This is a genomic window from Halochromatium sp., assembly GCF_054919635.1.
In genome coordinates, this window is the sequence record NZ_JBUDPI010000004.1 from 1 (window position 1) to 25,883 (window position 25,883).

The window sequence follows — 25,883 nt, forward strand, 5'->3', positions numbered from 1 at the left end:
CGGCTCCCAGTAAGGTGCTGGCTCGACGAAGAACAGATAGTCAGCGGGTCCTGGCACCTGATATTCGGCCTTGTAGGCCGCCTTACCGTCCCGCTCGACCGCTTCTAGCCGTTCTGACAGGTCCTTGGTGCCATCTGGCGTCATGACCCCAAAACGAACCGGCTCGCCCATCGGCATCGCTGGGCCACGCTCCATGGGGTGAGTGAAGCTCAGGTCCAGGGTCAGCGTCGGGCCTGTCTCTGCGGTCAAGATCTCGGTAGAGGGGATCAGCTCCTGGAAGTGCGCATGGGCCGAAAGCGGTAGAATCAGACTCAGTGCCGCGAGCCAATGCCGACGAGCGCGCAGCGGTTGATGCAGATCGAATGGGTTTGACGTCATGAAGGAAGGCCTCCAGGGTTGATTGCTCACACCATCGGAGCATACAAAGTAAGACATTTTTATCTTTTTTCATACTCCTTTCCTCGAGCAAGTCACATAACGGTTTTGTCCGGCGGTTTTCCCTGGCGAGATCTTCTAGGGCGAGATCTTCTAGGCGAGGTCCTCGGGGCAATTAACTCTGGCGGTTCCCTGATGTGCATTCAAAGACCCTTCAGCACAGGACTTGGTCGGGTGGCAGGCTCGGCAGCGCTAGCGCTGATGATGCTCAGCAGCACGCTTTCCAGCGAGGCGGCCCTGGCCGATGCGCTTGCAGAGTTGCCCGAGCCCTGGTCTGAGCAGCTCTTGCCGGTGGACGAGGCCGATATCAGCGGCGCCGAGCCCTTGATGCAACAGGCACTGCGCGAGGCGCGTGACGACATCAATCAGCGGCTGTTGACGCCCGGCACCGACGCGATCGCACTCGGTCGCGCGTATGGTCGGCTCGGCGCATATCTGTTATTGCTCGAGGTCGAGACCCAGGCTGATGCCTGTCTGCACAATGCGATGCAGCTCGACCCCGAAGAGCTGCGCTGGCCCTATTACGCTGGATACATGGCGATGCTCGCGGGCAATCTTGAGCGCGCCTTGGGCTACCTGGAGCGGGCCGCAGCAATCGACGCCAAGTATCCGACCCTCTACCTACGCCTTGGCAAGGTACAGCTCGACCGCGGCGAGCTCGACGCCGCTCGCATAGCCTTCGAGCAAGCGGTTGAGGTGCCCGAGCTGCGTGCGCCAGCGCAGTACTATCTCGGGCAGATCGCACTGCTCGAGCGTCGTTACTCAGATGCGCGCGCGTATCTTGAAGCGGCGCTGGAGGCGAATCCGGACGCCACCGAGGTCCACTACCCGCTGGCGCGTGCCTACCAGGGACTCGGACTCGAGGCCGAAGCCAGGGCGCAGATGGAGCGTTTCGTGCTGCGCTCGCCACAGATCCATGACCCATTGCTCGATGAGCTGCGGGCGTCGACGCAACGCGCCTTGCCCGCCTTCGAGCGCGCAATGCACGCCGTGCGTCGAGCCGATTACGCGACTGCTGCCGATGAGTTTGCCACCGGCCTCGAGATCGCGCCTGACAACGCTGCAGCGCGGGTTAGCTATGCCCGCGTACTCTATCTCAGCGGGAAGGTTGAGCAGGCAGAACAGGAGCTTCGGCGAGTGCTCGGTGCAAGCTCGGCATTGAAGGCCGGCTCAAACGCAGCCCTAGAGCCGGGCCAGACAACAGGGTCCAGCCCAAATCACGGGTCAGATCAGACCTCTAGTCAGCGATCCGATCAAGGTTTGGCGCACACAGACCAAGGCTCCTCAAAGGCGCTAGCGCACTTCTTTCTCGGTGTCCTTCAGCAGGCCGGCGGTGACTCGGACGCTGCCGCCAGGGCGTATCAAACCGCGCGCGCGCTCGACCCCAACCAGGCTGGCGCCCCGTTTCAGCTCGCAAATCTCGATTTCGCCGCTGGTCGCTACGCGGAGGCGGCGGCTGGCTATCAGGCGGCGCTCGCGGCTGATCCGAAGGCAGCCCCAGCGCGCCTGCTCGAATTGATTGCGGAGGCGCATGCCGGGATCAGCGAGGAACAGCTTGCGGACCGCGTTCGGGCGTTGCGCGACGCTGATCCGGATGACGATCGCCTCGCCTATGCCCAGGCCAGATTACTCGCAAGCGCCAGCTCTCCCGAGGTGCAGGATCCGGAGAGAGCCATGGAGATCGCAGTAGAACTGAACACGAAGGCACCAATACCGCCGCACCAACGCCTTCTGGCACTGGCAACCGCAGCGACCGGCTCGCCGGAGCGCGCCGCCGAGGCGCTAACGCAGCTGATCACCACCATCGGATGGATGGCGCCACCGGCGGAGCAGCAGTTGATGGCACAAGAGCGGGACGCGTTCCGAGCCGTCACACTCCCTCAACCCCCCTGGCCTGAGGGTGACCCCTTACTCAATCCACCGCCATTCGATGCGAAGCGGCTATTTCGCGACTACCCGGCGGTGACGCCCTATTGAGCAGCCGGCGAGAGAACGGGCCGGCATAGCCGGCCCTAAACCTGGCCTTCAAGCCCGCCTTGATCAGCCCCTTAATCAGCGCCCTGATCAGCGCCCTGATCAGCGCCCTGATCAGCGAGACTTATCGGAATCCGCTGGTGCCTGTGGGGTCGGGGCGGCGTAGGCAGGTGCGCCATAGCCGTAGTAGGAGTACGGCGTGCCATAGTAGCCCCAGGGCTGCCCCCAACCGCCGTGGTATGGATAGCCATAACCGCCGTACTGCGGATAGCCGCCGTAGTAGGGGTAGCCACCACCATACCAGGGGCCACCGTGCCAGGGTCCGCCGTACCAAGGACCGTCATCCCAGGAGCCCCAGAAGGCCTGTGCTGGCAGACTGAAGAGTGCTCCAACGAGCGCAGCACCCGCAGCAGTGATCAACGATTTGCGCATGATGTCTCCTCCTCGATTCGTAGCAGAGTTTTGATTGGGGACCGTGACCCCGGAGAAATTATACCCATTAACCCTTGAAATGCATGCAGCATTAGCCACTCCGAAACCTTCTACAAGCCCTTATCCTAGGTAACTGGAGAGATCAGTCGAACCGAGTTGGCATGCACCCTTTTTGCCGCTGTCGAGTCTAAGTGGTTCGATGGGTTACCATGCCTCGTCGACAACGCTGCCGGAATCCCAGAGCTAGACCCTGAGCCATGCGCACTAATAATGACCATCGATCAGTTTCCTCCTCGTCGCTCGGAAGGCTTCGTTCGGCGATTACCCCTGTCCCGCTCCTTGGCGTCCTGCTCCCCGCGGTCCTGCTACTAGCCGGCTGCGCTCAATTTCCCGTTACCCCCGTCGCTGGCACGCCCTCCCCAGCCGAGGTCGAGGCCCAGCCCGAGGCCGAGTCGGAGACCGCAGCGGCCGCACCTCAGGCGGTTCCCGAACCGCAAGAGGAGCCAGAGCCCGACAAGCTCTACGAATGGAAGGGAAATGGACGCAACATCTCGCATGTCGTGATCGACACGAACGCGCAGCGCGCTCGGTTCTACGATGGTGAAGAGCAAGTGGGCTGGACCACAATTGCGTCGGGCGTCTCCGCGCATCCGACCCCCAGCGGCGAGTTCGAAGTGATCGAAAAGGTTGCGAAGAAGCGCTCTAACCTCTACGGACGCATCTACAACGCCAAGGGGGGCCTGCACAAACGCAACGCCCATTCGAGCGACCCGATCCCTCGAGGTGGTAAGTTCGTCGGCGCACGCATGCCGCATTTCATGCGTATGACCTATGACGGCATCGGCATGCACGCGGGCGCCATCCCAAGACCCGGTCAGCCCGCATCCCATGGCTGTATTCGGCTCCCAGACGAGGTCGCCTCGAACCTGTTCGCGCACACCGATATCGGCACCCGCGTTACCGTCATCGGCCAGGGCCCCGATTATGGCAATTATGCCGCGCGCATTCGCCGCCAGCGCGAGGAAGAAAGGCTTAATCGTGCGGCTGTCGCCAGGGCTGAAGCTCGTAATAAGGGCGCAGAGGCTGGTTCAATGACCACGAGCACCAGTACAGGCAATACCTCGGCGAGCAAACCTGAGCAAACTGCCACTCTGTCGGCAACTGACGGCGACTCAGACACCGCCAGCCCAGACACCGCCAGCTCCGAGACGGCCAGCCCAGAGACAGCGAGCGCAGGCGTAACGACGACAAACGATACCAATGCTGGAGCCGCCGCCCCAACCCGCGCCAGCGATGGTCGGCAGCAGTCAACGGGCGCGCAGGCCAACGCCGCTGCTGCCAATACCGACGTCAACCAAGCGGGTCGAGACGCTGGCGAAAACGGGAGCTCCTCTCGCAGCCCCTCCCATACACCTGTGGCAAATCAGGAAGAAACCGCCACGACGCAGCCTTCTGAGCGGGTGGGAGTTACTGACGGGATTGCAGCGGAATCGGAATCTGCACCGGCATCAGATGCCAAGCCAACATCGTCCGCGGCAAACCCATCGGGATCATCTCCAAGACCCGCGGGCTCGCCAAGCAGGTCGGAGGCTGCAGAGCGTGACAGTCCGTCAATGACCCCTTCGCGAGCGACGGCACCGGCGCCAGAACAGGACTCTCAGAAAACGGTTCCGCCGAGGTCGCCCGGCGCAGTAGCGCCAAGCATCCGCTCAGCAGATCAGGACGGCTCCACTGGAACCGAGAACGAGCAAACCTAGTCTCAGTTATTCGGCAGGATCGACATCGGCCGGGACATGATATTGACGTCGCGGCCAATGCCGCCGACCGCCCCACTCATATCGACGAGCTTGCGATCCATCGCCTGCAATGAGCCGCCTAGAGACAGCATCCGGTCCTGGATGCGCCCCATGTCACTGGCAACGCTAACCAGATTGCTCCGCATACCGGTCATGTCCACCGACATGGCATCGACCGACGCAAAGATCGACGGCATGGGGGCGACATAGCCATCCATCGTCGCAACTGATTCCTCCATCATGCGCATCTCTGCGGTGACGGTGTCGAAATCTTCGCGCATCTCCTGCATGTCCTCCGCCATGGTCACCATGTAGGCGGTAATGCTGTCCATGCGCGTCGTAAAGGTCGCGACCAACGCAAGCATCGCCAACATCATCACCACCATGCCGACCATCGCGTAGCGGATGATGTTGTTGATGCGAGTGGTACTTCGGACCATGTTGTGCTTGAAGATGAACATCAAGTCTTCGTGCAGGTCCATGAAGCGGTTAGCGACGAGCTCCGCCTCTTCGCGTTCTTCTGGAGTCATGGATTAGGCCGGTGCAGGAGGATTGGGAAAGCCCAGGCTATAGAGAGGACTACTGACCGAAAAACGGCATCATGCGCATCGGGCTACTCATCTGATTGACATTTTGGCGCATCCTGAACACATCGCGATTGAGGAAGCCGAACACGTGATTCATCTGTATGAGGTCTTGATCCATACCGGCTAAGATACCGTCGATCGCATGAACATTCGGCGCAATTCCGTCCATCGATGTCGAGATCGCGTTGACATCAGCACGCATCCCTAACAACCGCTGTTCCATCGGCTGGATCACCGCGATATTGTTCGTCATCTGGCCCACGGCAGTATTGATGCGGCTGATTCGAACCGCCACTTCGTCAAAGTCTTGTTCCATCAGACCAACTTGCTCGTGCATTGCCCCCATCCGATCAGTGATGACACCCATTGCGCCGACCAGCGTCCAAATCAGGTAAAACACTGGCAAGGTGAGCAAGCCGACAGCCGCTAACGAGAGACGACCGATGGTTTGGGTACGGCGGTTTGCCTTGGCGCTGCGATAATCAGTGTCTTCCTCGCGCTGAACGGCCTCTTGCAAGCGCTCGTCGATGATGCGGAATACCTCGAGCTGCGGCGAGCCGGGTTGATCCTCAGAGGTGGCGTGGTCGGTCACTGGACGATAGCTCCTGGTTGACTTGCTGATCAGCAGCCGTGAAAGAATAGCTCAAAACTGACCCCGGAATCCCCATAAGCCGCAGGGGAACGCCCGATTCGTCGATGGGCCGCTTGGCACCCTAACCGACGCGCTCTATTGCCCATGATCTTGCCGACAAGAGGAGCCCAGCGTGGCCGCAGAATTCTTCAAACAATCCGACACCCTGGTCATCAAGCCTGGAAAGCGGCTGGATACCACGACTGCACCGGAGATCGACCGGGAGATCAGCGCCCGCATTGAAGCCGGCGAGTCGAAGATCGTGTTCGACTTTGACGGCACCGACTACCTCTCAAGCGCCGGTCTGCGGGTGATGATGAAGGCTGCCAAGGCAGCGGCCAAACAGGGAGGCGGCGTCGGCCTGTGCCATGCCAACACCCATGTGCGCGAGGTCCTGCATCTATGCGGCTTCTTTTCCCTCTTCAAGGTTGGGAAGACGCTCGATAAGACCATTCAGCTGCTCTGACGCCCATAGCGCGTCGCCACCCCGGACGATGAAGAGCCTGGTTCACAGTAACGCCCAAGGCGCGTCGCCCAAAGGATGCTGAAGAGCTTGTTTCACGGTAACAGCACGACATATGGGTCATCCGGCTCCGGGGCTTGCGACCGGCAGCCGCCGCAGGAGGGCGTGCTGACCACTCAGTCATCTCCGTCACCGGTCGCTTGCTGGTACGCCTTCTCCAATCGAAGATGATTGCGTCCGTCCACGCGGCGATAGCTGATCGCATCCGTTAGACGCTTGACCAGATGGATGCCGAGTCCCCCGATCGGCCGATCATCAAGCTCGGCTTCGGTATCAGGCTCGATTGCCTGCGTGAGTGGATCAAACGGCGGGGCCGCGTCGCTGACCTCAATAATCAAGCGCTGCGGCTGCAGCTCGATATCGACCTCCACGTCTGGCGCGGACGCTCCGCCGTAGCCATGATTCACGATGTTGACCAGTAGCTCCTCGACGCAGAGATTCACCGCATAGACCGTCTGCATCGGCACGCCCTCGGCGATCAGTGCCATTTCCATCTGCTCCACCAGCCGGGAGACCGGGTCGGCCTGTTCGTCAAGTCTGAACTTCATTGGCATCCCCCGGTCGACTGAGCTAGATAGCGGGCTGACCGACCGCTCCCTCTGGGTGACAGAGCATCGGCTGTATCGGCTCGGAAGGCTGAGCCAACTTGGTCTCTGGAGCCTCATAGCCGAAACGACGCAGCGCCTGACAGACCTCGGCCGTCGGCTGGTGCAAGCACTGATGCTCACTGTCGCGCCAGGCTCCGATGCTTCGTGATGGCACCACCAGCTGCTCGGCATGATTCAGGACTTGACGGGTGACGGGCTGGCCTAGATGCGCGTACATCCGCGCCAAGGTTTCGCGCGGAGCTTGGCATAGCGCCTCGTACGACAGCTGGAGATAGCGGTCCCCAAGCAGACGCTCGCCATCGCGCGCCGCCGTCTCGTTCCCGAGTGCCCAAAGCCGCAGCTGAGCCTTCACCGGGTCTTGCTCCGGATTCGACTCGCCGAGCAGCCACTTGCCATGCTTGCGCAGCAGATTCAGGTTTGCACTCAGCGCCACGTCACGACCATCGCGTACGAGGTGGATGAATCGCATCTGAGGATAGATCCGCGCCATGAACGGTATGACCCACATGGAACGCGGATTCTTCCACCCCCAAGGCAAGGACGGGTCCGGCATGCGCGCGCGATGCCCTCGGATTGCAATGCGGAACGCGCGCTCGAGTTCCGCACGCTGGCCAGGATCATCGCCGATCGCCTGTTCGAAATAACGTTGCAAGAAGAAGCGCGTCGACATGGCGTCCTCGGTCTTGCGATTGACCCAAGCCCCCATCCAGTAGCCAGTGAGCCGCAACGCCCGCGGCAGCACTCGGGTACCCGAGCCGCCATGGCCGCCAATGGCAACCGGAGGCTGAATCTGACCAACGGGCTCATCCGGTAGCACGGGCAGCACCAGCGCGCGATACAAATGGTACTGGAGATTAGCGCTGGCGAAGGCGTTGCTGCTGTCGCTGGCACGCCCTCTCACACCTCGAACACCCATGATGTCTTATACCCCTTAGTGCTCCGCATCGACATAAGTGAAGGTGGTGCGCGCGAAGGTCTCATAGATCTGCGGCAGCTCAAGACCGCGTTTCGCTAGAGCAGCCTCATTGATGGCGACCACATAGTAGCGTGGCCTCTCGATGGCCACCTGTCCCCCGCGCAAATCCTCTTGTAGCAGCTCCTCGGCCAAGTTGGCCGCAACCTCGCCCTGCTCGAACGGAGACGCGCCGACCGCTACCGCAGCGCCTTCTTCGACGTTGAAGACATTGACGCCGATGATCGGAATCGGCGAGTTGGCTTCGGTCCAACTCATCACCTCGTTCGGCGGCACCATCTCGGAATCGGTCTCACTGCGTCTTAGCTGACGGTAATTGGCCACCAACAGATAGGCGTCATCGCGGTCTGGCAAAGCGCGGACATAGGCCTGCCAAGACGGGTAGTCCTCGGCCACAGTTGTGCCCGCAAAATGCAAAGGCGACCAGTCGAATGCGTCGACCCGATGACGGTCTCGCGCCATCGATTCCGAGGGGTCCATCAGATAATGGATACTCGGTGTTGAGCCGTTGGCCTCCAATGCCCCCTGCTCAAGGGTCAGCACCAAGTCCTTGACCGCCTGCAACGGCTTGCGCTCGAGCACCCCCGTGACGTTATCGGCGCCACCATAGCCATAGGGCTCGATTGAGCCGTTGACCCCTGCGAATACGATCTCCATGCGCGGATGCCCAACGAAATAGCGAGCAGCAAGCCACTGCGCGGGATCATCGACGGCGATCAACACATCGGGGTCAAAACGCTCGATCGCCCGGCGCGCCACGATGCCGGCGTAGCGTAGCGATTCAGGGTCAGAGAGTCGCTTGGTGTTCATGTAGTGCCAACTGACGCTGTAGTTGGTCCAGTCCATCGAGATGCGACGGATGCCCGCATCGACATCACGCGTCCAAGCATATTCTGGGTCATAGCTCTGCAGGATCATGATCCGAGGCTTGGTCGCATTGAACGCCACCGCAGAGGCGGCAACGCCCACAAAGAAGGCGATGCTTAGGATTAACGCAGCCGGACTCTGTCTCATAGCACACCAATCCGGTGCCAGAACGGGATCGCGACCAAGATCGCAGCGAGCTTGAACGGGATCAGCAGCGCATGAAACAGCTGCACCCGGCGGACGTCGCGCCGCACATCGCTGGTCAGGCGATCGAACAAGAATATATAGGGTGACTGGTGTGGAAAAAATGCCGTCTCGGCAAGGATAAGCAGGACAAAGCCCACCACCCATGGCGAGATACCAGCGTTGCTTGCAATCGGGATCAACGCCGCTGCGAAGACAATGATTGCCTGATTCAGCGGAATGAACAGTCGCGCGAGCAAGAACACGGCGGCTAGGGCAAGCACGAAGATAGAGAAGTCCTGGCGCATGTACACACCAAGCCATGACAGCTCGCCCATGATGAATCGGTCAATGCCGAGGTGATTCATGGTTGCAACAATGCCGATCATACTGCCCAGCAGCACCAAGAACGCCCAATCGATCTTGGCAACAAAGGCATTGCGCGACAGCATGCCAAGGAAGAGCATCAAACAGAGCACCGCAAGCGCAAGCAGATGCACCTCAATGTGGTGCCAATGGATGGTTGCAATCCCGAAGCCGAGCAGGATCACGCCGATGAGCGCGGCCCATTCAGGCGCTTGCATCGGGCCAAGTGCCCCAAGCTCCTCGCCGATCTCGGCCCGACGGATATCGACATGTTGGTAGGCACGCCGAAAGAACAGAGCACTGCAAAACAGGTATGACCAGATCATCACGAGTCCGGTCAGCGATGCAGCGAAGACCCAAAACAGAAAGCCGAAGGCCTGTTGATCTTGCGGCGGCAGCAGCGCATAGATCATCAGATTGGCGGGGGCGGCAGTCAGAAACAAGGGCGCCATGAAGTGGATCGAGTCGAGACCGGTGGTATACAACATCGTCGATGATTGACGTCGTACCCGCACATCCCAGCCTTGCGCGATCTGCTCGACCACTGGCCCAACGATGGCCGCCCGCCCGGTGATGGTCGGAACCGTTGGCGTGAACAAGAGTCCGGTCGAAAACACCATCACTTGGTGGGCGAAGGTATTCGCCGGCAGATGGTGGAGTAACATCAGCGTGTAGCGACGGGTGAGGCCCGACTCGACCACCACCACGCCCAGACCGAGGATGCTCAGGGTCAACATGAAGGCCGTCGACGAAAAACCAGACAGCACCACCGACTCGGGCGCCAAGCCAAAGATCACGAACGACAGCATCGCGATCAACGCCGGAACGAAATCCGGCAGCAACGAGAGAAACCACATCAGCAACGCTGTCACCACGATGGCCGTGAACATGGTGCTCTGCCAGCCAACGCCCTGCGCCTGCATCAGGAAGAAGACCGCAATCGGCGTCAAGCTGACCAACAGCCATGGAGCCCAATCCCAGCGTGCACCCATGACTTGCCCCTACTGAGCCCGCAAGGTCACCACGGTGATGTCGTCGGCCTGACCGGCTCCTCGGGAGAAGCGCTCGATGTCATCGACCAAGTTGCGATCGATGGTTGCCGCCGGTTCCGTACCCAGGCGAGCCAGTACCTCTTGCAGGCGACCCTCACCATACATGTCTCCGGCGGTATTGACGGCCTCGGTCACGCCATCGGTATAGGCGAAGAGCGCCTCGCCCGGCGCAAGCTGATGCTGCTGAGGCTGATATGAGGCGTCATCGATCACCCCCAGCGCCGCTCCCGGCAGCAGTGGCAGTTGAGTCGGCACCCCGTCAGCGCTGATCAAATAAGGAGGGTTATGCCCCCCGTTAGCGTAATGCAATGTCCGCGTACTGCGCTGATAGATGGCGAGAAACAGGGTCACAAACAGGCACTGCTCGTTATCACGCAGAAGCTCGTTGTTGACCTTGCTAAGAATACTATCGGGCGTCGATCCGGGCTCAGCCTTGGCTCGGATCAGGGTCTTGGCCACCGCCATGAAGAGCGCAGCAGGCACCCCTTTGTCCGCGACATCGCCAACGGCAATACAGAGGTGATCCTCGTCGACGGCAAAGACATCATAGAGGTCGCCACCAACCTCTTTGGCCGGGAGCAGCATTGCATGCACATCCACGCCGAACGGCTCTGCAACCGATTCGAAGGCCTGTGGCAGCATGCTGAGCTGGATCTTGCGCGCGGTCTCGAGTGCCTCCTGCATCTTGCTCTTCTCGAGCGTCTCGATCGCCATCGAGACGTTACTGGTCAGGATCTCGAGCAGATCCTGATCGATATCTTCGAAGCGCCGGTCTCCTTCCAGATACACAATATTGCCCATGAGGCCCTGGGTCTTGAAGACGGCGACGCATTCGCGACCGCGAACAATACTCGTCCCCTGCTCAATCGCTGAGCGTATCAACTCGTCACCTGGCTGCGGAACGCTCGGTGCGATATCGGCGCCGAGTGGGATCAGGGCGCTGGCGTCATATTCACGCAGTTTGCCTTGGTAGTTATAGAAACGCACCTGATCGACCGCCCGGTCTAGGAAGATGATGCGATTAATAATCTCGATCAGCTCTTCTTTGATCTCGGCTGCAGAATCCAGCTCAAGTACCGACGACATTGCAATCAGGATATCCTGCAGCCCTCTTTGCGCTCGCTTACGGCGACGGATATTGAATAGCAGGACAAAGATAAAGATCAGCAAGACAGTGAATGCAAGGCCAACGACGGCGATCAGCCCCTTGTATCGGTAAAAGAACGTTTCCGGCTCGTTGATGATAATACTATCCGCTGGTAGCGCGCGCAGGGGGATACCGAAGCGCTGCATCTGCTGGTAATCGAACATATAGATGTTCGGGCTTTCCAGCACGATGGGAATGCACTCCGCGAGCTCGCCATCAACGATCCGCGCTGCCAGCTCTGCGGCCACCCGGCCTTGATAGTAGGAGGCCTTGACCTTGCCGCCCAAAATACCCTTGCCGAGCATATAGTCGACCTGGCCATACAGCGGCGCCGTCGAGCTACTCGAGATCAGAGGGATCACCTCCCAGGGCGTGAAGCTGGTGCCCGACGCGTCCTGGAAGAAGCTGAGATAGAACACCGCATCGTTTGGTCCGAGGGTCGCCACCTTGGAGCGCACCTCACCGAGCCGAAGGTCGTTGAGAAAGTGAAACCTTAAACGACCCTCGAACTCGGCGGCAGCCGCTTCGAACTCGCGTCGAATCATCCGCCCTGCGGTAAGCTCATCGGTGATGACGTAGATGTCTTTCACATCGGGCTGTAGCCGCAAGATCAACTCCAAATTGGCGGTGAAATCCGCCTGCTCATTGACCCCGGTGACCGCGTGCATGCCGGCGATCTGCTCACTGCCAAAATTATTGATCCCAGCAAAGACGACGGGCACCCCGGGAAACAACTCATCCCCGAAACGCCGGATAAAATCCAAGGCATCGTCGTCGGTAACGATGATCACGTCGAAGACAGCGTCACGGTACTTATGCGCATAGAGCTGACGCAAGTTTGCGAAATGCTCAGGGACATTGGTCAACTTGGTATCCATGAACTCCATCTGCAGGATGACACTAGGATCAGCGGCAAAGAAATCCTGAATCGCCTGGATCTCGTTATCGGTCCAGGAATAGCCGACGTTGTAAGAATTCAAGACCAAGATGCGATGCTTCTCGGGATCGGCGACCTCCGCCTGCATCGCCTCGGCCTCTTTCGCAAGCATCAACTCCTGACCAGCGAAGCCCTGCGGGCCAAGCGAGGTGAGAGACAGCAGGAGCAACGCGATCAGCAAGAGCCACTGGGATCGGATGCGGTTTACCCGCATCGATGACGCAACGTAAGACATGTCAACGGAGAGCCTCTATGGCGCAAAACCCGACGTCTCACTCGGTCATCCGAGAGCCGGGTGCCCGCAGCAGCGGGAGAATGGTTATCACAGCGGTGGAGGATACCGCGTTAGACTCAAGTGATGTTCACCTTAACCCTCGGATCGTCCCAATGCGCCGCTCACCTCACACCCGCAGGGTGCTAAGACTGACCATCCTCCTGCTTGCGCTGCTTGCGGTGGCCCCGGCCTCCGGCCGCGAAGATCAGGCGCTGCGCTATGCCACCTTCGGCGCAGCGCAGCCGAGTGACCGCGATGAGCAGATCGAGATCGTGCAGGTCTTCTGGTATGGCTGCCCTAGCTGTGGGCCGCTTGAAGATCAGCTCGAGCGCTTGGTCGCGGAAACGGACGACGACATCGTCGTCCGCCGAATGCCCGCGATTGCGCCGCGCTGGGAGCCCCATGCACGCGCCTTCTATGCCGCAGAATCCATCGGGGCGCTCGATCTGTTTCACAGCGCGTTGGCCGAAGCGATGCAAGCGAAGCCTCGCCAGCTCATGACGGACGATGAGCTGCTGGATTTTGCGGCCGAGATCGGCGTCGATGCCGATGCTTTCCGCCAAGCCTACTATTCGCCGGGGGTCGAGCGACGGGTCCAGGAGGCAGCTGAGCTAACACGCCGTTATGGGATTACCGCTGTGCCAGCCCTGATCATCAACGACAAATATCGGACCGATCTTCAGCTCGCCGGTGATCAAGAGGCGATGATCGAGGTTTCCCAACGCCTGATCGAACGGACAAACGCTACCCGGTCAGCTCGCGGTCGCAACCGCGGGCCACGCTGATCCGACCAGGTCTCGGCTTCTCTGAGGCGGACAATGCCTCTCCTGGTGATTGAAACGGGCATGACGCGCAGCCGATAATCCCAGTTACCTACCGGTGACGGAATCTCGGCATGCGTTGGAAGAACCACAAGGTATGGATTACTCTGGCTTACGTCGTCTTCGGCAGCCTGTGGATCCTTCTCTCTGATTGGCTCCTTGCCCTGCTTTCGCGCGATGCGGCTGAGCTTGTGTAGTGGCAACAGTACAAGGGCATCGCCTTTATTGCCGCCACCGCGCTGCTGCTCTATGGCCTACTGGCAATACGCCAGCGCCAGCTCGCACGGAGCGAGGTGCGCTTCCTGGCGACCTTTGAGCAGGCGGCGGTTGGTCTTGCGCACGTTGCCCCTGATGGCCGCTGGCTCCAGGTCAATCAAAAGCTTTGCGCGATTCTCGGCTACTCTCGCGCTCAGCTCCTAGAGCGGTCCTTTCAGGAGCTCACCCATCCAGAGGACCTGGATACCGACCTCGGCCTGGTGAGAGAGCTGCTCTCCGGCAGGAAAGAGACCGCGACACTCGAAAAGCGTTATCGGCGCGCGGATGCTGAGCTGGTTTGGGTCTCTGTCACCGTCTCCCTGGTGCGCGACGCGTCTGGTGAGCCAGATTATTTCATTTCGGTGATCGAGGATATCGATGCGCGCAAGCAGGCCGAGCAGGACCTGTTCGAGAGTGAGCTGCGGCTGCGGCTGTTCATCGAGCATGTGCCGGCGGCGCTCGCCATGTTCGATACCGAAATGCGCTTCATGGTAGTCAGTCAGCGCTGGCTTAGCGACTATTCGATGGTCGGCAAGGACTTGGTCGGCCGCTCTCATTACGAGGCCTTCCCCGAGATCCCGCAACGCTGGCGCGAGGTGCATCAACGCGCACTCCGAGGAGAGGTCTTGCGTGCTGACAATGATCATTTCATCCGCCCGGATGGACGCAGGCAATGGCAACGTTGGGAGGTGCGCCCCTGGTATAGGATCGATGAGTCGATCGGTGGCATCGTGATCTTTACCGAAGATATCACGACACAAAAGGAGGCCGAGCGCGAGATGCGCATTGCCGCCAAGGCATTCGACATCCGCCAGGCGATGATCATCACCGACGCAGACCAGCGCATTCTTCGAGTCAATCGCGCCTTTTGCCGGACGACCGGCTATCGTCAGGACGAGGTGATCGGCCGCACGCCAGCGCTGCTCAAATCCGGTCAGCATGACGCCGCCTTTTATCAAACGATGTGGCAGCAGATCGAGGAGCAAGACCAGTGGCAGGGGGAGGTCGCGAATCGGCGCAAGAACGGCCAGATCTATCCCGAGTGGCTGAGCATCTCGGCAGTGCGAGATGATGAGGGCCGCGTCAGCCATTACGTCGGCGCCTTCGAGGACATGTCCCAGCACAAGCAGGCCGAGGCCCGCATCCATAGCCTCTCCTACTTTGATGTGCTGACCAATCTGCCCAATCGCCGACTGTTCATCGATCGCTTGCAGCAGGCCTTGCGCAGCAGCCAGCGTTTGGGCCACCGCGGAGCAGTATTCTTCATCGACCTGGATGACTTCAGCGCCCTCAATGATACCCAAGGGCATGATATCGGCGATAAGGTGCTGATCGAGATCGCCCGCAGTCTGCTCGGGGCGGTCCACACGGACGATACGGTCGCTCGCCTCGGTGGCGATGAGTTTGTGGTCGTGGTCGAAGATCTGGATGCCCAGGCCGAGGACGCGATGTTGGAGGTGAAGCAGTTGGGCGAGCATCTGCTCGCGGCCATCCGTCAACCGCTTGAGGTCGAAGGGAGTCGGTACGTCATCACCGCCAGCATGGGTATCTGCCTATTCGATGGCGCCGTGGATAGCGTCACCGAGCTGCTCAAACGCGCTGATGCCTCCATGTTTCAGGTGCGCAAGCTCGGGCGCGATCGTCTGCATTTCTTCGATCCCGAGATGCAGCAGGCGCTGGAACAGCGGGTGGCGGTGGAGGGGCGGCTGCGTCAGGCCATCCCCGCGCAGCTGCGGTTACATTATCAGCCGCAGGTCAATGCTCAGGGGCGAATACTGGGTGCGGAAGCCCTGGTGCGCTGGCAAGACTCGGAACAGGGCCTAGTCTCCCCCGCCGCCTTCATCCCGCTGGCTGAGGACTCTGGTCTCATTCTTCCAATGGGACGTTGGATTCTACGCACTGCCTGCGACCAGCTGAACCGCTGGCGCGATGACCCCCTGTTGCAGCACCTAAGCCTGTCGGTGAACGTCAGCGCGAAACAGCTTCAACAGGCTGATTTTGGCGACCAGGTCGTCGAGGTCTTGCGCCAGTCGGAAGCGAATCCGCGGCGCCTCAAGCTGGAGATTACCGAAACCCTGCTGTTCGAGCATCTCGATCGGGTCGTTGTGACGATGTCGCAACTGAAGGCTGTCGGCATCCAATTCTCGCTCGATGACTTTGGCACCGGTTTTTCCTCCCTCTCGTATCTAAAGCGCCTACCCTTCGATCAACTGAAGATCGATCAGTCTTTCGTGCGCGACCTGGCCACCGATGACAACGATGCCGCCATCGTGCGCACCATCATCGCATTGGGCAAGAGCCTCGGACTAGAGGTCATCGCCGAGGGCGTAGAAACCGAGACGGCCCGGGATTTTCTCGCTGCTCAAGGCTGCGAACGTTATCAGGGGTTCTATTTCGCCGAGCCAATGTCGATCGAGAATTTCGAGCGCCAGCTTGTCGCGCAATCTGTCGCCAGGATCGCTGTGCCGGACCGGTGATCCGGCACAGCAACCGGTAGCGCCGCTCAGGCTGCAAGCTCGATCAGATGCTGTTCCTTGAATTGGGCACGATGCTCGGCATTGCTCGGATCGAAACCATTGGCGGCCATCTTCTCGATCAGCCAATTGGGCATCCGACCGCGGATGTAGACATTGTCGGGATTATCCGGATCGGCATAGCGGGTATAGCTCGCATTGGCATCATTGGCGGCAGCCCGTTGCCGACGGCGCTGCTTGCGGCCGGTTGCGCGGCTTAGCACAAGTTGAGCGATCTCCTCGACATCATGGCCCCGCTCGTTGATCCGCTCTTTAATCTCGGCGGCGAGCTCGAGCTTTTCAGCCTCGCGACGCTGCTCGAGTGCGACTTTGAGTGCTTCACGCTCGGCGTTGAGCGCATCAAGCTGGGCTCTCAATGCATCGGCGCTCAGTTGTTCGGTGTTCTCCATAAGTGGCTCCATTGGTGTGATTGGACTTGGGTCGAAGCCAGCTGCGCGTTTATGCGCCGCTGGGTTGGCCTGGATGATTCGGCTTTTGTTAGCGGAATGCAAGTGATTTGGGGCTATTAATAGCCGAGCGATGCCAATAGCGATTCATCGGATAACCAGGATAAGAGTGCGCTGCGCCCCTAGCGGGCATCGACCCTCGCTCGATGCTGGCTCGCTGCTGGCTCGCTGCTGAGCTGCCGCATCCGGAGGTCGTCGTGCAGCGATCGATCAAGCTGCGAGAAGGCGGATCAGGTTGCAGACGCTCACATCTGTTCTATACCAAAGACAACCGCTCCCTGTCGGCGCGGAACAACGAACCAAAGGAGCTCGGCTATGTACAGCGGCGACGTCCTGATCCATATCGACGATAGCCTCGACGACGAAGCGCTCGACGCCCTTCTATTGAAGACACGTGAGGAGCCCGGCGTTCTCGACGCCCGCGTCAATGAAGGTACGCGACATCTGATGGTGGTCGACTTCGATGCGAAGGCAACCAGCCCCAGCAACATCCTCCAAGCCATGCGCCAACGCGGTGTCGGAGCCGAGCTGATCGGCCTCTGAGCGCAGACCGCCTTTGATCGCGCGGCCTCAGCCGCGCGATCAGTCACCAAGATGGCGAACCCTGATTAACCGCCCCCGCCTTGCGGCGTCTCATCGATCTCCTCACGGCCGGTGATCATGGTCTTCAGGTGCGCGGTCGGCGTGCGACCGGTGGTAATCATGTACAGATGCACCAGCAGGAACAACGCCGCACCGTAGGCCGCGGCGACGTGGATCAACGCCACCGGTCCCAGAGGCAGGCCGGCCGGTGCCGACCACAAGTCGATGCCGAGATAGAGCAGGCCGGTGATCCACAGCAACGGCGAGATGACGACGCCGAAGAGAAGATAAGACGCGGCCTGCAGCGGATTGTGCTTACGCTTCGGACGCGGATTGAACGGATGCGACTCGCCACGGAACATCCCAAAGAGATAGAAACGCACCACCGCTGCCAGCCCACGCGTCGTCGGAGCATATTGACGCCATTCACCGGTCGCGAGGTGCCAGAAGATCGCGAAGATCCAGACGACGATCAGCGCCAGCGCCGCAAGCACATGCAGTGTCGCGGCGGCGCCGAAGTCGAGCAGACTGTAGCTGCCGTGCACCTCAAAGCCAGTGACCAGGAGCAGAATGATCAGCAGCGCCTGGCTCCAATGCCAGAGGCGCTCGAGACCAGTGAACATGACGACGGTGCGGGTCATTCGGCATGCCTCCGCCGGCGGTTGAACAGGATGCGCAATCCGATGTGAACCAGGATCGCGAGCAACGCCGCGCCGAGCGCTAGCTGCGCCCAGCGGTCTAGCCTCGGGTCGCTGTCGCGCCCAGGGAGGTAGAACCCGGTCAGCTCGGCCATGTGACCATCGCGGTCGTGGCACTCGCCGCAGGAGAGCGCATCCTCGACCGGAGCGACCATGTGCGTGATCGGCCAAGCCATTCGCGTCTCGGTGAAGCCGACCTCGCCGCTGAACGATAGCCCGGCGGCCTCCATCGCGCTGGCGATGGCCGGCTCCCACTCGAGCCCCTGCCAATAGGCCTGCTCGGTCTTGCCGAACAGCTGCATGTAGACCAGCCGATCCTTGATCGGATCATAGGGCTGCTTGCCGCGCATCATCTTGAACGGCCAGATTCGCGCATCGGGGTCATCGTGATGGCCGGCAAAGCGGTTGATCGGCACCGGCTGTGACGGATCGATGGTCTGGTCCGGCAAGGTGAAACGCATGGTGCCGTCGAACCAGCGGTAAACGGGCCTGAGATCCTCGCCCCACTCGATCTCGCCCCAGCGCGTCCAGTAGGTCAGATTGCCGTCGGCATTGTGGCGCTTGATCGGGTTGCCCTCCGCGTCAAGCTGGCCGGCCTTGGACCAATCCCACCAGGTCTTGGTCGCAACGCCGCCGCGGGCCATCGCCGGGATATGGCAGGTCTGACAGGCGATCCGGTCCACATGGGCGTTGAGCTTGGCGCCCTGATAGAGCGCGGCCGGATCACTGCCCAGCGCGTGTGGCTCGACGCCGTGACAGGACTCGCAGGTCGCCGCATAGCGGCGCTGGCCCGATGCGCCGGTCCCTTCGCGGTCGCGCGCGGTCACCTGGTAGCGGCTGCCGGCGATCTGGTGCGCGCGCTCGACATGGCAGTCACTGCACTCGAGGCCGGCGCCGGCGTCACTCATGTGAACATCGAGCGCGCGCGGTGCATCCAACAGCGAGGTATCCAGATCGCCGTGCTTGGAGCCGTTGCCACCGCCGCCGAAGAAATGGCAGCCGCCGCAGGTCTCGCTGCTGGTCGGCCCGACATTGCGCGCGACCTTGCCGAGGTCCGGCGGCTGCAGTTGGTGGCCGTGCACCTTGACCGGCTCCTGCAGCACGCGACCGGCGCGCTTCGGGGCCTTCTCGTAGGTGCCCGTGGTGTCGTGGCAGACCAGACAGTCGACGCGGCTGTCGTCGCTGAAGTCGAAGTCCGGTCCCTCCCAGCCATAGCCGGCGTGACAGGCGGTGCAGCGCCCCAGATTGGTGGTCACGTTATTGCAGAAGCTGTTGACCACATGCTGCTTGCCGAGCAGCTGGCCGGTCTGCGGATGGCGGTACTCCCAGCGCCAATGGATGCTGGCGCGCACCTGCTTGCCGGCCTCGGTGTGGCAGTCGAGACAGGCGCGGGTGACCTCGCGGCCGTTCGCGAAATCCTGTTGCAGCTGTTCGAACTGGCTGTGGTCGGCGGTAGGTGGATCGATCTCAGCCAAGACCGTTGGTAACGCAGCGGGGTACACCGCTGCGGGCGCAACCAATGCCAGGCCCAGCGCCGAGACCCACGGCGATCGTCTCGTTCCCCAGCCGAGCAACAGCGATTGGACCGCAAGGCCCTGTTGCAAGACTGAATTCAAATGGTCAGAACGAAACAGTGACAACAGGTGGCGCAATCTGGACCTCCGCCGACCGGCTCAAACATGCCGCGTGGCCCCTGGCTAAGCAGCGCTTATGCCAGAACGACAGCAAGCCACCCGGTGGCGCAGTCCGGCTGGGCCTTGACGCTGGGCCATGATGGTCTAGAGCGCTGTTCGCACTCTGTCAGGAGCGATCGAGAGACTCGGACCTACGCCCCGTATGAGCGCTTGCAATGCACCAGCTGCGGGGTATTTCCACCAGCAGACTGGCGTGCGTCGGCGAAGCTCATCAGCTGATCTCCAGTGGTGGTCATGCATCACCGCCAGGTTGGCGTTTGATTGACCACCGCCAGAGATCCTCGGTCAGGCCGCCCTCGTTCGCGACCGGTCGCCATGCCTACTCAGGAGAATCCCGGGCTCAGAGCACGCGACAGTCGCTCATCACGACTTCGGTCTGGGTCTGGCCGCGACGGCTTCCCTGAGCCTCCATCGCCTCAACGACATCCATTCCCGAGGTCACCTTGCCGAAGACCACATGACGGCCGTCCAGCCAGGGGGTTGGCGCAACGGTGATGAAGAACTGCGAGCCGTTGGTGTCCGGGCCTGCGTTCGCCATCGACAGCAGGCCGGCCTCATCGTGCTTGAGCTCGAAGTTCTCGTCCTCGAACTTCCCACCGTAGATCGACTTACCCCCGGTTCCATTGCCGTTGGTGAAGTCACCGCCTTGGATCATGAAGCCGGGGATGATGCGATGGAATGGGCTACCGGCATACTGCATGTCTTCGCCTTCAGAACCGCTGCAGAGCACACGGAAGTTCTCGGCGGTCTTTGGCACCACGTCGGCAAACAGCTCGGCTTCGATGGTGCCAGCCGGCTCGCCGCCAATGCTCACGTCCATCGCCACCTTCGGGTTCTCGGCCAGCGCAGCACTGCTGCCAAACACCAGCAAGGCTCCAAGTGCAAGGGCTGAGCGGGCATGGGGAGTCTGAAATCGGAACATGGGTCTCTTTCCTCAGTGTGGATGGGTGCCGCAAGAGCGGCGCGCTTAGACAATGATCGCTCATCGGCCGGCCACCGGCTCGTCGTCAGAGGCAAGAGCAGATGGCACCAGAAAAGCAGGCAGAGGGTATAGCAAGTGCTGCATGCAGGCACGGTCAATCCGCAGGTCTTGCGGTCGCGACGAGACACTCCATCGAATCGCAGAGGCAAGAACGACCGAGCGATCAACCAAAGTTGATCCGCGCCTCCAGATTCGCTGCTGAATCGGCGTTGGCCAAACACTCGTCGAGCGTGACTCGACTGTCTCGATACAGCGCAAGCAGCGCATCATCGAAGGTCACCATGCCGCCCTCAGTGCTACCGGCCATCGCTTCGCGGATCGCATCGATCTGACCCTCGCGGATCAGGTCAGAAATATGCGGCGTATTGATGAGGATCTCGACCGCAGCGGTCCGCTTGTCTTCGACTGTACGGACCAGTCGTTGCGAGATGATCGCACGCAGATTCAGCGAGAGATCCATGAACAACGTCTTGCGCATCACCTGAGGGAACAGGTTGATGATGCGCTCCATCGCCTGATGGGCGTTATTTGCGTGCAGGGTCGAGATCGCCAGATGACCAGTACCCGAGAGCTCGATTGCGGCCTCCATGGTTTCCCGATTACGGATCTCGCCGATCAGGATCACATCCGGCGCCTCGCGCAGTGAGCTCTGGAGCGCCGCTGCGTAGGAGAGCGTATCCATCCCCAGCTCGCGCTGGTTGACGATGCAGCCCTTGTGCGGATGCAGGTACTCGACGGGGTCCTCGATGGTCAGGATATGCCCCCGACTGTTGCTGTTGCGATGATCGATCATCGCCGCCAGCGTGGTCGACTTGCCGGAGCCGGTGGCGCCGACCATCAGCACGATACCGCGGCGCTGCATCACGATCGGCTTCAATGCGTCAGGCAGCCCCAAGTCGTCGATGGTCGGGATCTCCGCCGGGAGATAACGGATCACCATCGCCAGCGATCCGCACTGGTGGAAGACGTCGATGCGGAATCGCCCGCGACCCTCCAGCCCAATACCGACATCGATCTCGCGCTCGCGCTCGAGCACGGCGATCTGCGCCTCATTCAGCAGCGAATAGACGGCTTCCTGACAGAGCGTTGGCGTGTAGGTCGTCTCCCCGATCCGATGCAGCTTGCCATCGATCTTGATCTGCACCGGCGAGCCGGCACTGACGAAGATGTCGGACGCCTTCTTCGCGACCATCATCTCGAGATAGGGCTTGAAATCCATCTGGACCTCGCTGCGGCTGGGACGCGTTCGCTGGATGTGGGACCTGGAGGCCCCATCAATCAGGGTCCTTGCTCAGGATACTGATCAGCGGGCAGATCGCCATCCTCTAAGATCGAGAGGCCATCCTCGCCACCCAGCGTCTCGGCCGCCATCGCATCCTTACCTTCGAGCTTGATGCGCAGGCGCAGCTCGTTCATCGAATCGGCACTGCGCAGCGCGTCCTCGTAGCTGATCACCCCCGCCTCGTAGAGATCGAATAGGGCCATGTCGAAGGTCTGCATGCCCTGCTCCTTCGAGCGCTGCATGACGGCCTTAATCTCGTTGACTCGACCCTTGAAGATCAGGTCTTGGATCAGCGGCGAATTGATCATGATCTCGATCGCCGCGACCCGACCACCACCCACCCTTGGCAGCAACCGCTGCGAGATGATCGCACGCAGATTCAGCGACAGGTCCATCAGCAGCTGCGCACGACGCTCCTCCGGGAACAGATTGATGATCCGGTCCAGCGCCTGATGGGCGCTGTTCGCATGCAGGGTCGACAGGCAGAGATGCCCGGTCTCGGAGAAGTTGATCGCATGCTCCATGGTCTCGCGCGCGCGGATCTCGCCGATCAGGATCACATCGGGGGCCTGGCGCAGCGTATTGACCAAGGCTTGATCCCAAGACTCGGTGTCCACCCCGACCTCGCGCTGGGTGATCAGGCAGTTCTGATGCGCATGGACGAACTCGACCGGGTCCTCGATGGTGATGATGTGGCCATAGGTCTCGCGGTTGCGATGGCCGAGCATCGCCGCCAGCGAGGTCGACTTGCCGGAGCCGGTGCCGCCCACCACCAGGATGAGGCCACGCTTCGAGAGCACCAGCTCGGGCAGGATCGGCGGCAGTCCGAGCTGCTCTGCGCTCGGGATCTCGGTCGGAATCGTGCGCAGCACCAGCCCCGGATGCCCCTGCTGTATGAACGCGTTGACCCGAAAGCGTCCGATGCCGGGAGGACTGATCGCGAAACTGCATTCCTTGGTGGCATCGAATTGACGCACCTGCTGGTCGTTCATGATCGAGCGCGTCAAAAGCGCTGTCTGCTTAGGCTTCAGCGGCTGCTGACTGAGCGGCGTGAGCTTGCCATCGAGCTTACAGGCCGGCGGGAAGCCAGCCGAGATGAAGAGGTCAGAGCCCTTGCGGGCGAGCATGGTGCGCAGGCAGTCGAGCACGAACTTAGCGGCTTGTTGACGATCCATAGGGTGATCTCTGCAGGCAACGACCGCCAGTACGGGGTTGGATTCGACTGCAATAAGGGGTGCCTCTTACCCGCAGCCGCCAGGACCTGAACGCCACGGTCATACAGCCGTCATCGAAGTTGAACTTGATGGTAAAGTCAAGCGTCTAAGATGCCGGATCATCGATAGAAAGAACAAGATTAGGAGATGACAGATGTTTGGGGAACAACGCTATTGCGCTCGACACCGGGTCGAGCTACCGGTCTATATCCGCTATCACAAGCGCCCGTTCCTGACCGCGAGAGCACGCAGTATTTCCGCGGGCGGGATGTTTCTATCCGTCAAGGCACTGACCTTGCCAACCGGAACACCCATCGAGCTCGAGCTTCGCGCCTCGGGCAAACGCTGGCTTCTACCCGCAATTGTCATCCATGGTGACAACAGCGGCATTGGCGTGATGTTCCAGACTGCTCAACCGGCGCTATTTCAGGAGCTCATCAACGACACAGACGCTCTGATGCCACCCGTCATCAACGGTGAGATGAGCGATTCGCTCCGCGCTTGAGCCCAAGCCCTACCAGCTACCCCACCAGCTACTGCGACCAGCCCCTAATAGACAGAATCCGGCAGCCAGGTCGCGAGCCCGGGGAACAACGCCAAGGTCGCAAGCATGAACAGCTGAATCAGGATATAGGGCGCAACCCCTCGGTAGATCTGAGCGGTTCGCAGCTCCGGCGGGGCAACCCCGCGCAGATAGAACAGGGAGAAGCCGAACGGCGGCGTCAGGAATGAGGTCTGCAGGTTGATCGCGATCATCACCCCGAGCCAGACCGGATCGAGCCCCATCGCCAACAGGACCGGACCGACGATCGGCACCACCACGAAGGTGATCTCGATGAAATCAAGGATGAACCCGAGCAGGAACAGCACCAGCATCACCAGCGCCACAGCGCCTACCGCGCCGCCCGGCAGATCGCTCAGAAACTCGGTCACCAGCTCATCGCCGCCGAAGCCGCGGAAGACCAGCGAGAAGATCGCCGCACCGATGAAGATCAGGAACACCATGCTGGTGACGATGGTGGTCTGACGCACCACCGCGAACAGGGTCTTCAGGCCCAGTTGCCGATGCGCAGCGGCGAGCAGCATGGCCCCAACTGCACCAACCCCGGCAGCCTCGGTCGGGGTCGCGACGCCATAGAGGATCGAGCCAAGGACCGCGACGATCAGCGCCAGCGGCGGCAGCAGCACCTGCACCACCCGCAGCCAAAACCGCGCATCATGCTGTGGTCGCTCCGCTGCCGGGATCGCCGGTACGGCCCGCGGACGAAACACCGCCACCCCGACCATATAGGCCATATAGCCAGCGACCAGCATCAGCCCCGGGATCAGCGCGCCAATGAACAGGTCGCCCACCGAGACCGTATCCGGCGAGAAGATGCCCATGTCGAGCTGCGCCTGCTGATAGGCCGACGAGAGCACATCCCCGAGCAGCACCAGCACGATCGACGGCGGAATGATCTGCCCGAGGGTGCCCGAGGCGCAGATGGTGCCGGCAGCGACGCTCGGGTCGTAATGGCGCCGGAGCATGGTCGGCAAGGTCAGCAGCCCCATGGTGACCACGGTGGCGCCGACGATGCCGGTGCTAGCAGCCAGCAACATGCCGACCAGGGTCACCGAGATCCCGAGTCCACCGCGCATTGGCCCGAACAGCAGCGCCATGGTATCGAGCAGGTTCTCGGCCACCCGCGAGCGCTCGAGCATCACGCCCATGAACACGAACAGCGGAACCGCGATCAGGGTCTCATTGGTCATCACCCCATAGACCCGGTTCGGCAAGGCATCGATGAAGGCGTGATCGAAATAGCCGAGCCATTCGCCGACCAGCGCCATCAGCAGCGCGGTACCGCCCAACGAGAGCGCGACCGGATAGCCGAGCAGCAGCACAACGCCGACCGCCAACACCAGCAGCACGGGCATCAGCTCAGCCATCGGCGTTTGTCTTCAGTCGGTCAGGCGTATCGCGATCGGCAACGCTAACCTCGCATACTAAGCGGTTGCTCCGCTCACCAAGCGCGGCATCGACGCCAGCGAGAAACAGTCCATTGCGCAGCATCCAGATCAGCCCTTGCACCAGCATCAGTACCGGCATCACCAGCAGCAGCGTCTTCAATAGCCAGACCCCTGGGAGCCCACCAGCCTCGCGCGAGCCCTCACGGACGGCCCACGAATCGGCGACATAGCCCCAGGAGGAGACCAGCAGAAACACCGACACCGGCACCAGCAGGAACAGAGTACCCAGCAAGTCGACCCAGGCCCGCGCGCGTGGCGAGAAGCGCTGATAGAGGATATCGACACGCACATGCCCATCCTGCTGCAGCGTGAAGGCAGCACCGAGCATGAACAGCAGCGCGTACATGTAGGTCACGGACTCTTGCAGCGCGATCGAGCCGGAGTCGAAGACGTAGCGCAGCACCACGACGACGAAGGTCACCAGCACCATGGCCAGCGCCAGCCAGGCGACGAGGAGACCAACCGCCCGGTTGATCCACTCCAACCGCTCGAGCGACCGCAGCAGGAACGGTCTTGCCGGGCCCGACGCGCCTTGGCTCATCGGATCAGATTCGCCATGGGGTCGGTTGACCCGAGGGCG

Annotated in this window: 24 protein-coding genes; 7 read left to right on the forward strand and 17 right to left on the reverse strand. The window is 61.1% G+C overall.

The window, feature by feature from the left end; genetic code table 11:
- Positions 1-378: DUF4198 domain-containing protein (locus ACY693_RS00650; protein ID WP_462319893.1), on the reverse strand; the 378-nt coding region annotated here is incomplete at its 3' end.
- 192 nt (positions 379-570) lie between these two features.
- On the opposite strand from ACY693_RS00650, the gene ACY693_RS00655 reads away from it, so the two are divergent.
- Complete coding sequence (locus ACY693_RS00655) at positions 571-2,412, forward strand: tetratricopeptide repeat protein (RefSeq protein ID WP_462319894.1); 1,842 nt, start codon at positions 571-573, stop codon at positions 2,410-2,412.
- Positions 2,413-2,523: 111 nt separating this feature from the next.
- Here ACY693_RS00655 and ACY693_RS00660 read toward each other — a convergent pair whose 3' ends face one another.
- Entirely contained in the window at positions 2,524-2,841 is a 318-nt protein-coding gene (locus ACY693_RS00660) for a hypothetical protein (RefSeq protein ID WP_462319895.1), read from the reverse strand.
- Positions 2,842-3,098: 257 nt separating this feature from the next.
- On the opposite strand from ACY693_RS00660, the gene ACY693_RS00665 reads away from it, so the two are divergent.
- Positions 3,099-4,598: a L,D-transpeptidase gene (locus ACY693_RS00665; protein WP_462319896.1), complete on the forward strand. Its 1,500-nt coding sequence runs from the start codon at positions 3,099-3,101 to the stop codon at positions 4,596-4,598.
- A 2-nt stretch (positions 4,599-4,600) separates the two neighbouring features.
- Here the strand turns inward: ACY693_RS00665 and ACY693_RS00670 are convergent, their stop codons facing one another.
- Positions 4,601-5,167: a hypothetical protein gene (locus tag ACY693_RS00670; RefSeq protein WP_462319897.1), complete on the reverse strand. Its 567-nt coding sequence runs from the start codon at positions 5,165-5,167 to the stop codon at positions 4,601-4,603.
- A gap of 49 nt (positions 5,168-5,216) precedes the next feature.
- Positions 5,217-5,816 carry a hypothetical protein gene (locus ACY693_RS00675; RefSeq protein WP_462319898.1) on the reverse strand — a complete coding sequence of 200 codons (600 nt, stop codon included), beginning with the start codon at positions 5,814-5,816 and terminating at the stop codon, positions 5,217-5,219.
- A gap of 172 nt (positions 5,817-5,988) precedes the next feature.
- Here ACY693_RS00675 and ACY693_RS00680 point away from each other — a divergent pair, with 172 nt between their 5' ends.
- A complete protein-coding gene (locus ACY693_RS00680; protein ID WP_462319899.1) occupies positions 5,989-6,321 on the forward strand; it encodes an STAS domain-containing protein in 333 nt (110 codons plus the stop codon).
- A 173-nt stretch (positions 6,322-6,494) separates the two neighbouring features.
- Here ACY693_RS00680 and ACY693_RS00685 read toward each other — a convergent pair whose 3' ends face one another.
- From ACY693_RS00685 to ACY693_RS00705, 5 genes are read right to left on the reverse strand one after another with little or no spacing between them, the layout of a single operon-like run.
- A complete protein-coding gene (locus tag ACY693_RS00685; RefSeq protein ID WP_462319900.1) occupies positions 6,495-6,926 on the reverse strand; it encodes an ATP-binding protein in 432 nt (143 codons plus the stop codon).
- Between the two features lie 22 nt (positions 6,927-6,948).
- Positions 6,949-7,902, reverse strand: coding sequence for a sulfotransferase family protein (locus ACY693_RS00690; RefSeq protein ID WP_462319901.1), 954 nt, complete (start codon positions 7,900-7,902; stop codon positions 6,949-6,951).
- Positions 7,903-7,917: 15 nt separating this feature from the next.
- A complete protein-coding gene (locus tag ACY693_RS00695; protein WP_462319902.1) occupies positions 7,918-8,973 on the reverse strand; it encodes an ABC transporter substrate-binding protein in 1,056 nt (351 codons plus the stop codon).
- A complete protein-coding gene (locus ACY693_RS00700; protein ID WP_462319903.1) occupies positions 8,970-10,367 on the reverse strand; it encodes an SLC13 family permease in 1,398 nt (465 codons plus the stop codon). The genes ACY693_RS00695 and ACY693_RS00700 overlap by 4 nt, the downstream gene beginning before the upstream one ends.
- A gap of 9 nt (positions 10,368-10,376) precedes the next feature.
- Complete coding sequence (locus tag ACY693_RS00705) at positions 10,377-12,746, reverse strand: ABC transporter substrate binding protein (RefSeq protein WP_462319904.1); 2,370 nt, start codon at positions 12,744-12,746, stop codon at positions 10,377-10,379.
- A gap of 152 nt (positions 12,747-12,898) precedes the next feature.
- On the opposite strand from ACY693_RS00705, the gene ACY693_RS00710 reads away from it, so the two are divergent.
- Positions 12,899-13,570, forward strand: a complete 672-nt coding sequence (locus ACY693_RS00710) for a thiol:disulfide interchange protein DsbA/DsbL (protein ID WP_462319905.1) — start codon at positions 12,899-12,901, stop codon at positions 13,568-13,570.
- Between the two features lie 329 nt (positions 13,571-13,899).
- The gene (locus ACY693_RS00715) at positions 13,900-16,338 is read left to right on the forward strand and encodes a sensor domain-containing protein (protein ID WP_462319906.1); all 2,439 of its coding nucleotides are present in this window, start codon (positions 13,900-13,902) and stop codon (positions 16,336-16,338) included.
- A 26-nt stretch (positions 16,339-16,364) separates the two neighbouring features.
- Here ACY693_RS00715 and ACY693_RS00720 read toward each other — a convergent pair whose 3' ends face one another.
- Positions 16,365-16,784 carry an H-NS histone family protein gene (locus tag ACY693_RS00720; RefSeq protein WP_462319907.1) on the reverse strand — a complete coding sequence of 140 codons (420 nt, stop codon included), beginning with the start codon at positions 16,782-16,784 and terminating at the stop codon, positions 16,365-16,367.
- A gap of 372 nt (positions 16,785-17,156) precedes the next feature.
- Here ACY693_RS00720 and ACY693_RS00725 point away from each other — a divergent pair, with 372 nt between their 5' ends.
- Positions 17,157-17,384, forward strand: coding sequence for a hypothetical protein (locus tag ACY693_RS00725; RefSeq protein WP_462319908.1), 228 nt, complete (start codon positions 17,157-17,159; stop codon positions 17,382-17,384).
- 65 nt (positions 17,385-17,449) lie between these two features.
- Here the strand turns inward: ACY693_RS00725 and ACY693_RS00730 are convergent, their stop codons facing one another.
- From ACY693_RS00730 to ACY693_RS00750, 5 genes are all read right to left on the reverse strand, one after another.
- The gene (locus ACY693_RS00730; protein ID WP_462319909.1) at positions 17,450-18,064 is read right to left on the reverse strand and encodes a cytochrome b/b6 domain-containing protein; all 615 of its coding nucleotides are present in this window, start codon (positions 18,062-18,064) and stop codon (positions 17,450-17,452) included.
- Positions 18,061-19,623 (reverse strand): tetrathionate reductase family octaheme c-type cytochrome, encoded by a 1,563-nt coding sequence (locus ACY693_RS00735; protein WP_462319910.1) that lies wholly within the window; start codon positions 19,621-19,623, stop codon positions 18,061-18,063. Before ACY693_RS00735 ends, ACY693_RS00730 begins: the two co-directional genes overlap by 4 nt.
- 532 nt (positions 19,624-20,155) lie before the next feature.
- On the reverse strand, positions 20,156-20,737 hold the full coding sequence (locus ACY693_RS00740; RefSeq protein ID WP_462319911.1) for a peptidylprolyl isomerase: 582 nt from the start codon (positions 20,735-20,737) through the stop codon (positions 20,156-20,158).
- 223 nt (positions 20,738-20,960) lie between these two features.
- Positions 20,961-22,016 (reverse strand): PilT/PilU family type 4a pilus ATPase, encoded by a 1,056-nt coding sequence (locus tag ACY693_RS00745; RefSeq protein ID WP_462319912.1) that lies wholly within the window; start codon positions 22,014-22,016, stop codon positions 20,961-20,963.
- A gap of 59 nt (positions 22,017-22,075) precedes the next feature.
- Positions 22,076-23,254, reverse strand: coding sequence for a PilT/PilU family type 4a pilus ATPase (locus ACY693_RS00750; protein WP_462319913.1), 1,179 nt, complete (start codon positions 23,252-23,254; stop codon positions 22,076-22,078).
- Positions 23,255-23,447: 193 nt separating this feature from the next.
- On the opposite strand from ACY693_RS00750, the gene ACY693_RS00755 reads away from it, so the two are divergent.
- On the forward strand, positions 23,448-23,798 hold the full coding sequence (locus ACY693_RS00755) for a PilZ domain-containing protein (RefSeq protein WP_462319914.1): 351 nt from the start codon (positions 23,448-23,450) through the stop codon (positions 23,796-23,798).
- A gap of 44 nt (positions 23,799-23,842) precedes the next feature.
- Here ACY693_RS00755 and ACY693_RS00760 read toward each other — a convergent pair whose 3' ends face one another.
- Complete coding sequence (locus tag ACY693_RS00760) at positions 23,843-25,222, reverse strand: TRAP transporter large permease (RefSeq protein ID WP_462319915.1); 1,380 nt, start codon at positions 25,220-25,222, stop codon at positions 23,843-23,845.
- The gene (locus ACY693_RS00765) at positions 25,215-25,844 is read right to left on the reverse strand and encodes a TRAP transporter small permease subunit (RefSeq protein WP_462319916.1); all 630 of its coding nucleotides are present in this window, start codon (positions 25,842-25,844) and stop codon (positions 25,215-25,217) included. The genes ACY693_RS00760 and ACY693_RS00765 overlap by 8 nt, the downstream gene beginning before the upstream one ends.
- Positions 25,845-25,883: the final 39 nt, after the last annotated feature.

Coding starts and splice junctions, on each gene's coding strand:
- ACY693_RS00655 (WP_462319894.1), top strand. CDS start 571: ATGTGCATTCAAAGACCCTTCAGCACAGGACTTGGTCGGGTGGCAGGC.
- ACY693_RS00660 (WP_462319895.1), bottom strand. CDS start 2,841: ATGCGCAAATCGTTGATCACTGCTGCGGGTGCTGCGCTCGTTGGAGCA.
- ACY693_RS00665 (WP_462319896.1), top strand. CDS start 3,099: ATGCGCACTAATAATGACCATCGATCAGTTTCCTCCTCGTCGCTCGGA.
- ACY693_RS00670 (WP_462319897.1), bottom strand. CDS start 5,167: ATGACTCCAGAAGAACGCGAAGAGGCGGAGCTCGTCGCTAACCGCTTC.
- ACY693_RS00685 (WP_462319900.1), bottom strand. CDS start 6,926: ATGAAGTTCAGACTTGACGAACAGGCCGACCCGGTCTCCCGGCTGGTG.
- ACY693_RS00690 (WP_462319901.1), bottom strand. CDS start 7,902: ATGGGTGTTCGAGGTGTGAGAGGGCGTGCCAGCGACAGCAGCAACGCC.
- ACY693_RS00695 (WP_462319902.1), bottom strand. CDS start 8,973: ATGAGACAGAGTCCGGCTGCGTTAATCCTAAGCATCGCCTTCTTTGTG.
- ACY693_RS00700 (WP_462319903.1), bottom strand. CDS start 10,367: ATGGGTGCACGCTGGGATTGGGCTCCATGGCTGTTGGTCAGCTTGACG.
- ACY693_RS00705 (WP_462319904.1), bottom strand. CDS start 12,746: ATGTCTTACGTTGCGTCATCGATGCGGGTAAACCGCATCCGATCCCAG.
- ACY693_RS00710 (WP_462319905.1), top strand. CDS start 12,899: ATGCGCCGCTCACCTCACACCCGCAGGGTGCTAAGACTGACCATCCTC.
- ACY693_RS00720 (WP_462319907.1), bottom strand. CDS start 16,784: ATGGAGAACACCGAACAACTGAGCGCCGATGCATTGAGAGCCCAGCTT.
- ACY693_RS00725 (WP_462319908.1), top strand. CDS start 17,157: ATGTACAGCGGCGACGTCCTGATCCATATCGACGATAGCCTCGACGAC.
- ACY693_RS00730 (WP_462319909.1), bottom strand. CDS start 18,064: ATGACCCGCACCGTCGTCATGTTCACTGGTCTCGAGCGCCTCTGGCAT.
- ACY693_RS00740 (WP_462319911.1), bottom strand. CDS start 20,737: ATGTTCCGATTTCAGACTCCCCATGCCCGCTCAGCCCTTGCACTTGGA.
- ACY693_RS00745 (WP_462319912.1), bottom strand. CDS start 22,016: ATGGATTTCAAGCCCTATCTCGAGATGATGGTCGCGAAGAAGGCGTCC.
- ACY693_RS00750 (WP_462319913.1), bottom strand. CDS start 23,254: ATGGATCGTCAACAAGCCGCTAAGTTCGTGCTCGACTGCCTGCGCACC.
- ACY693_RS00755 (WP_462319914.1), top strand. CDS start 23,448: ATGTTTGGGGAACAACGCTATTGCGCTCGACACCGGGTCGAGCTACCG.
- ACY693_RS00760 (WP_462319915.1), bottom strand. CDS start 25,222: ATGGCTGAGCTGATGCCCGTGCTGCTGGTGTTGGCGGTCGGCGTTGTG.
- ACY693_RS00765 (WP_462319916.1), bottom strand. CDS start 25,844: ATGAGCCAAGGCGCGTCGGGCCCGGCAAGACCGTTCCTGCTGCGGTCG.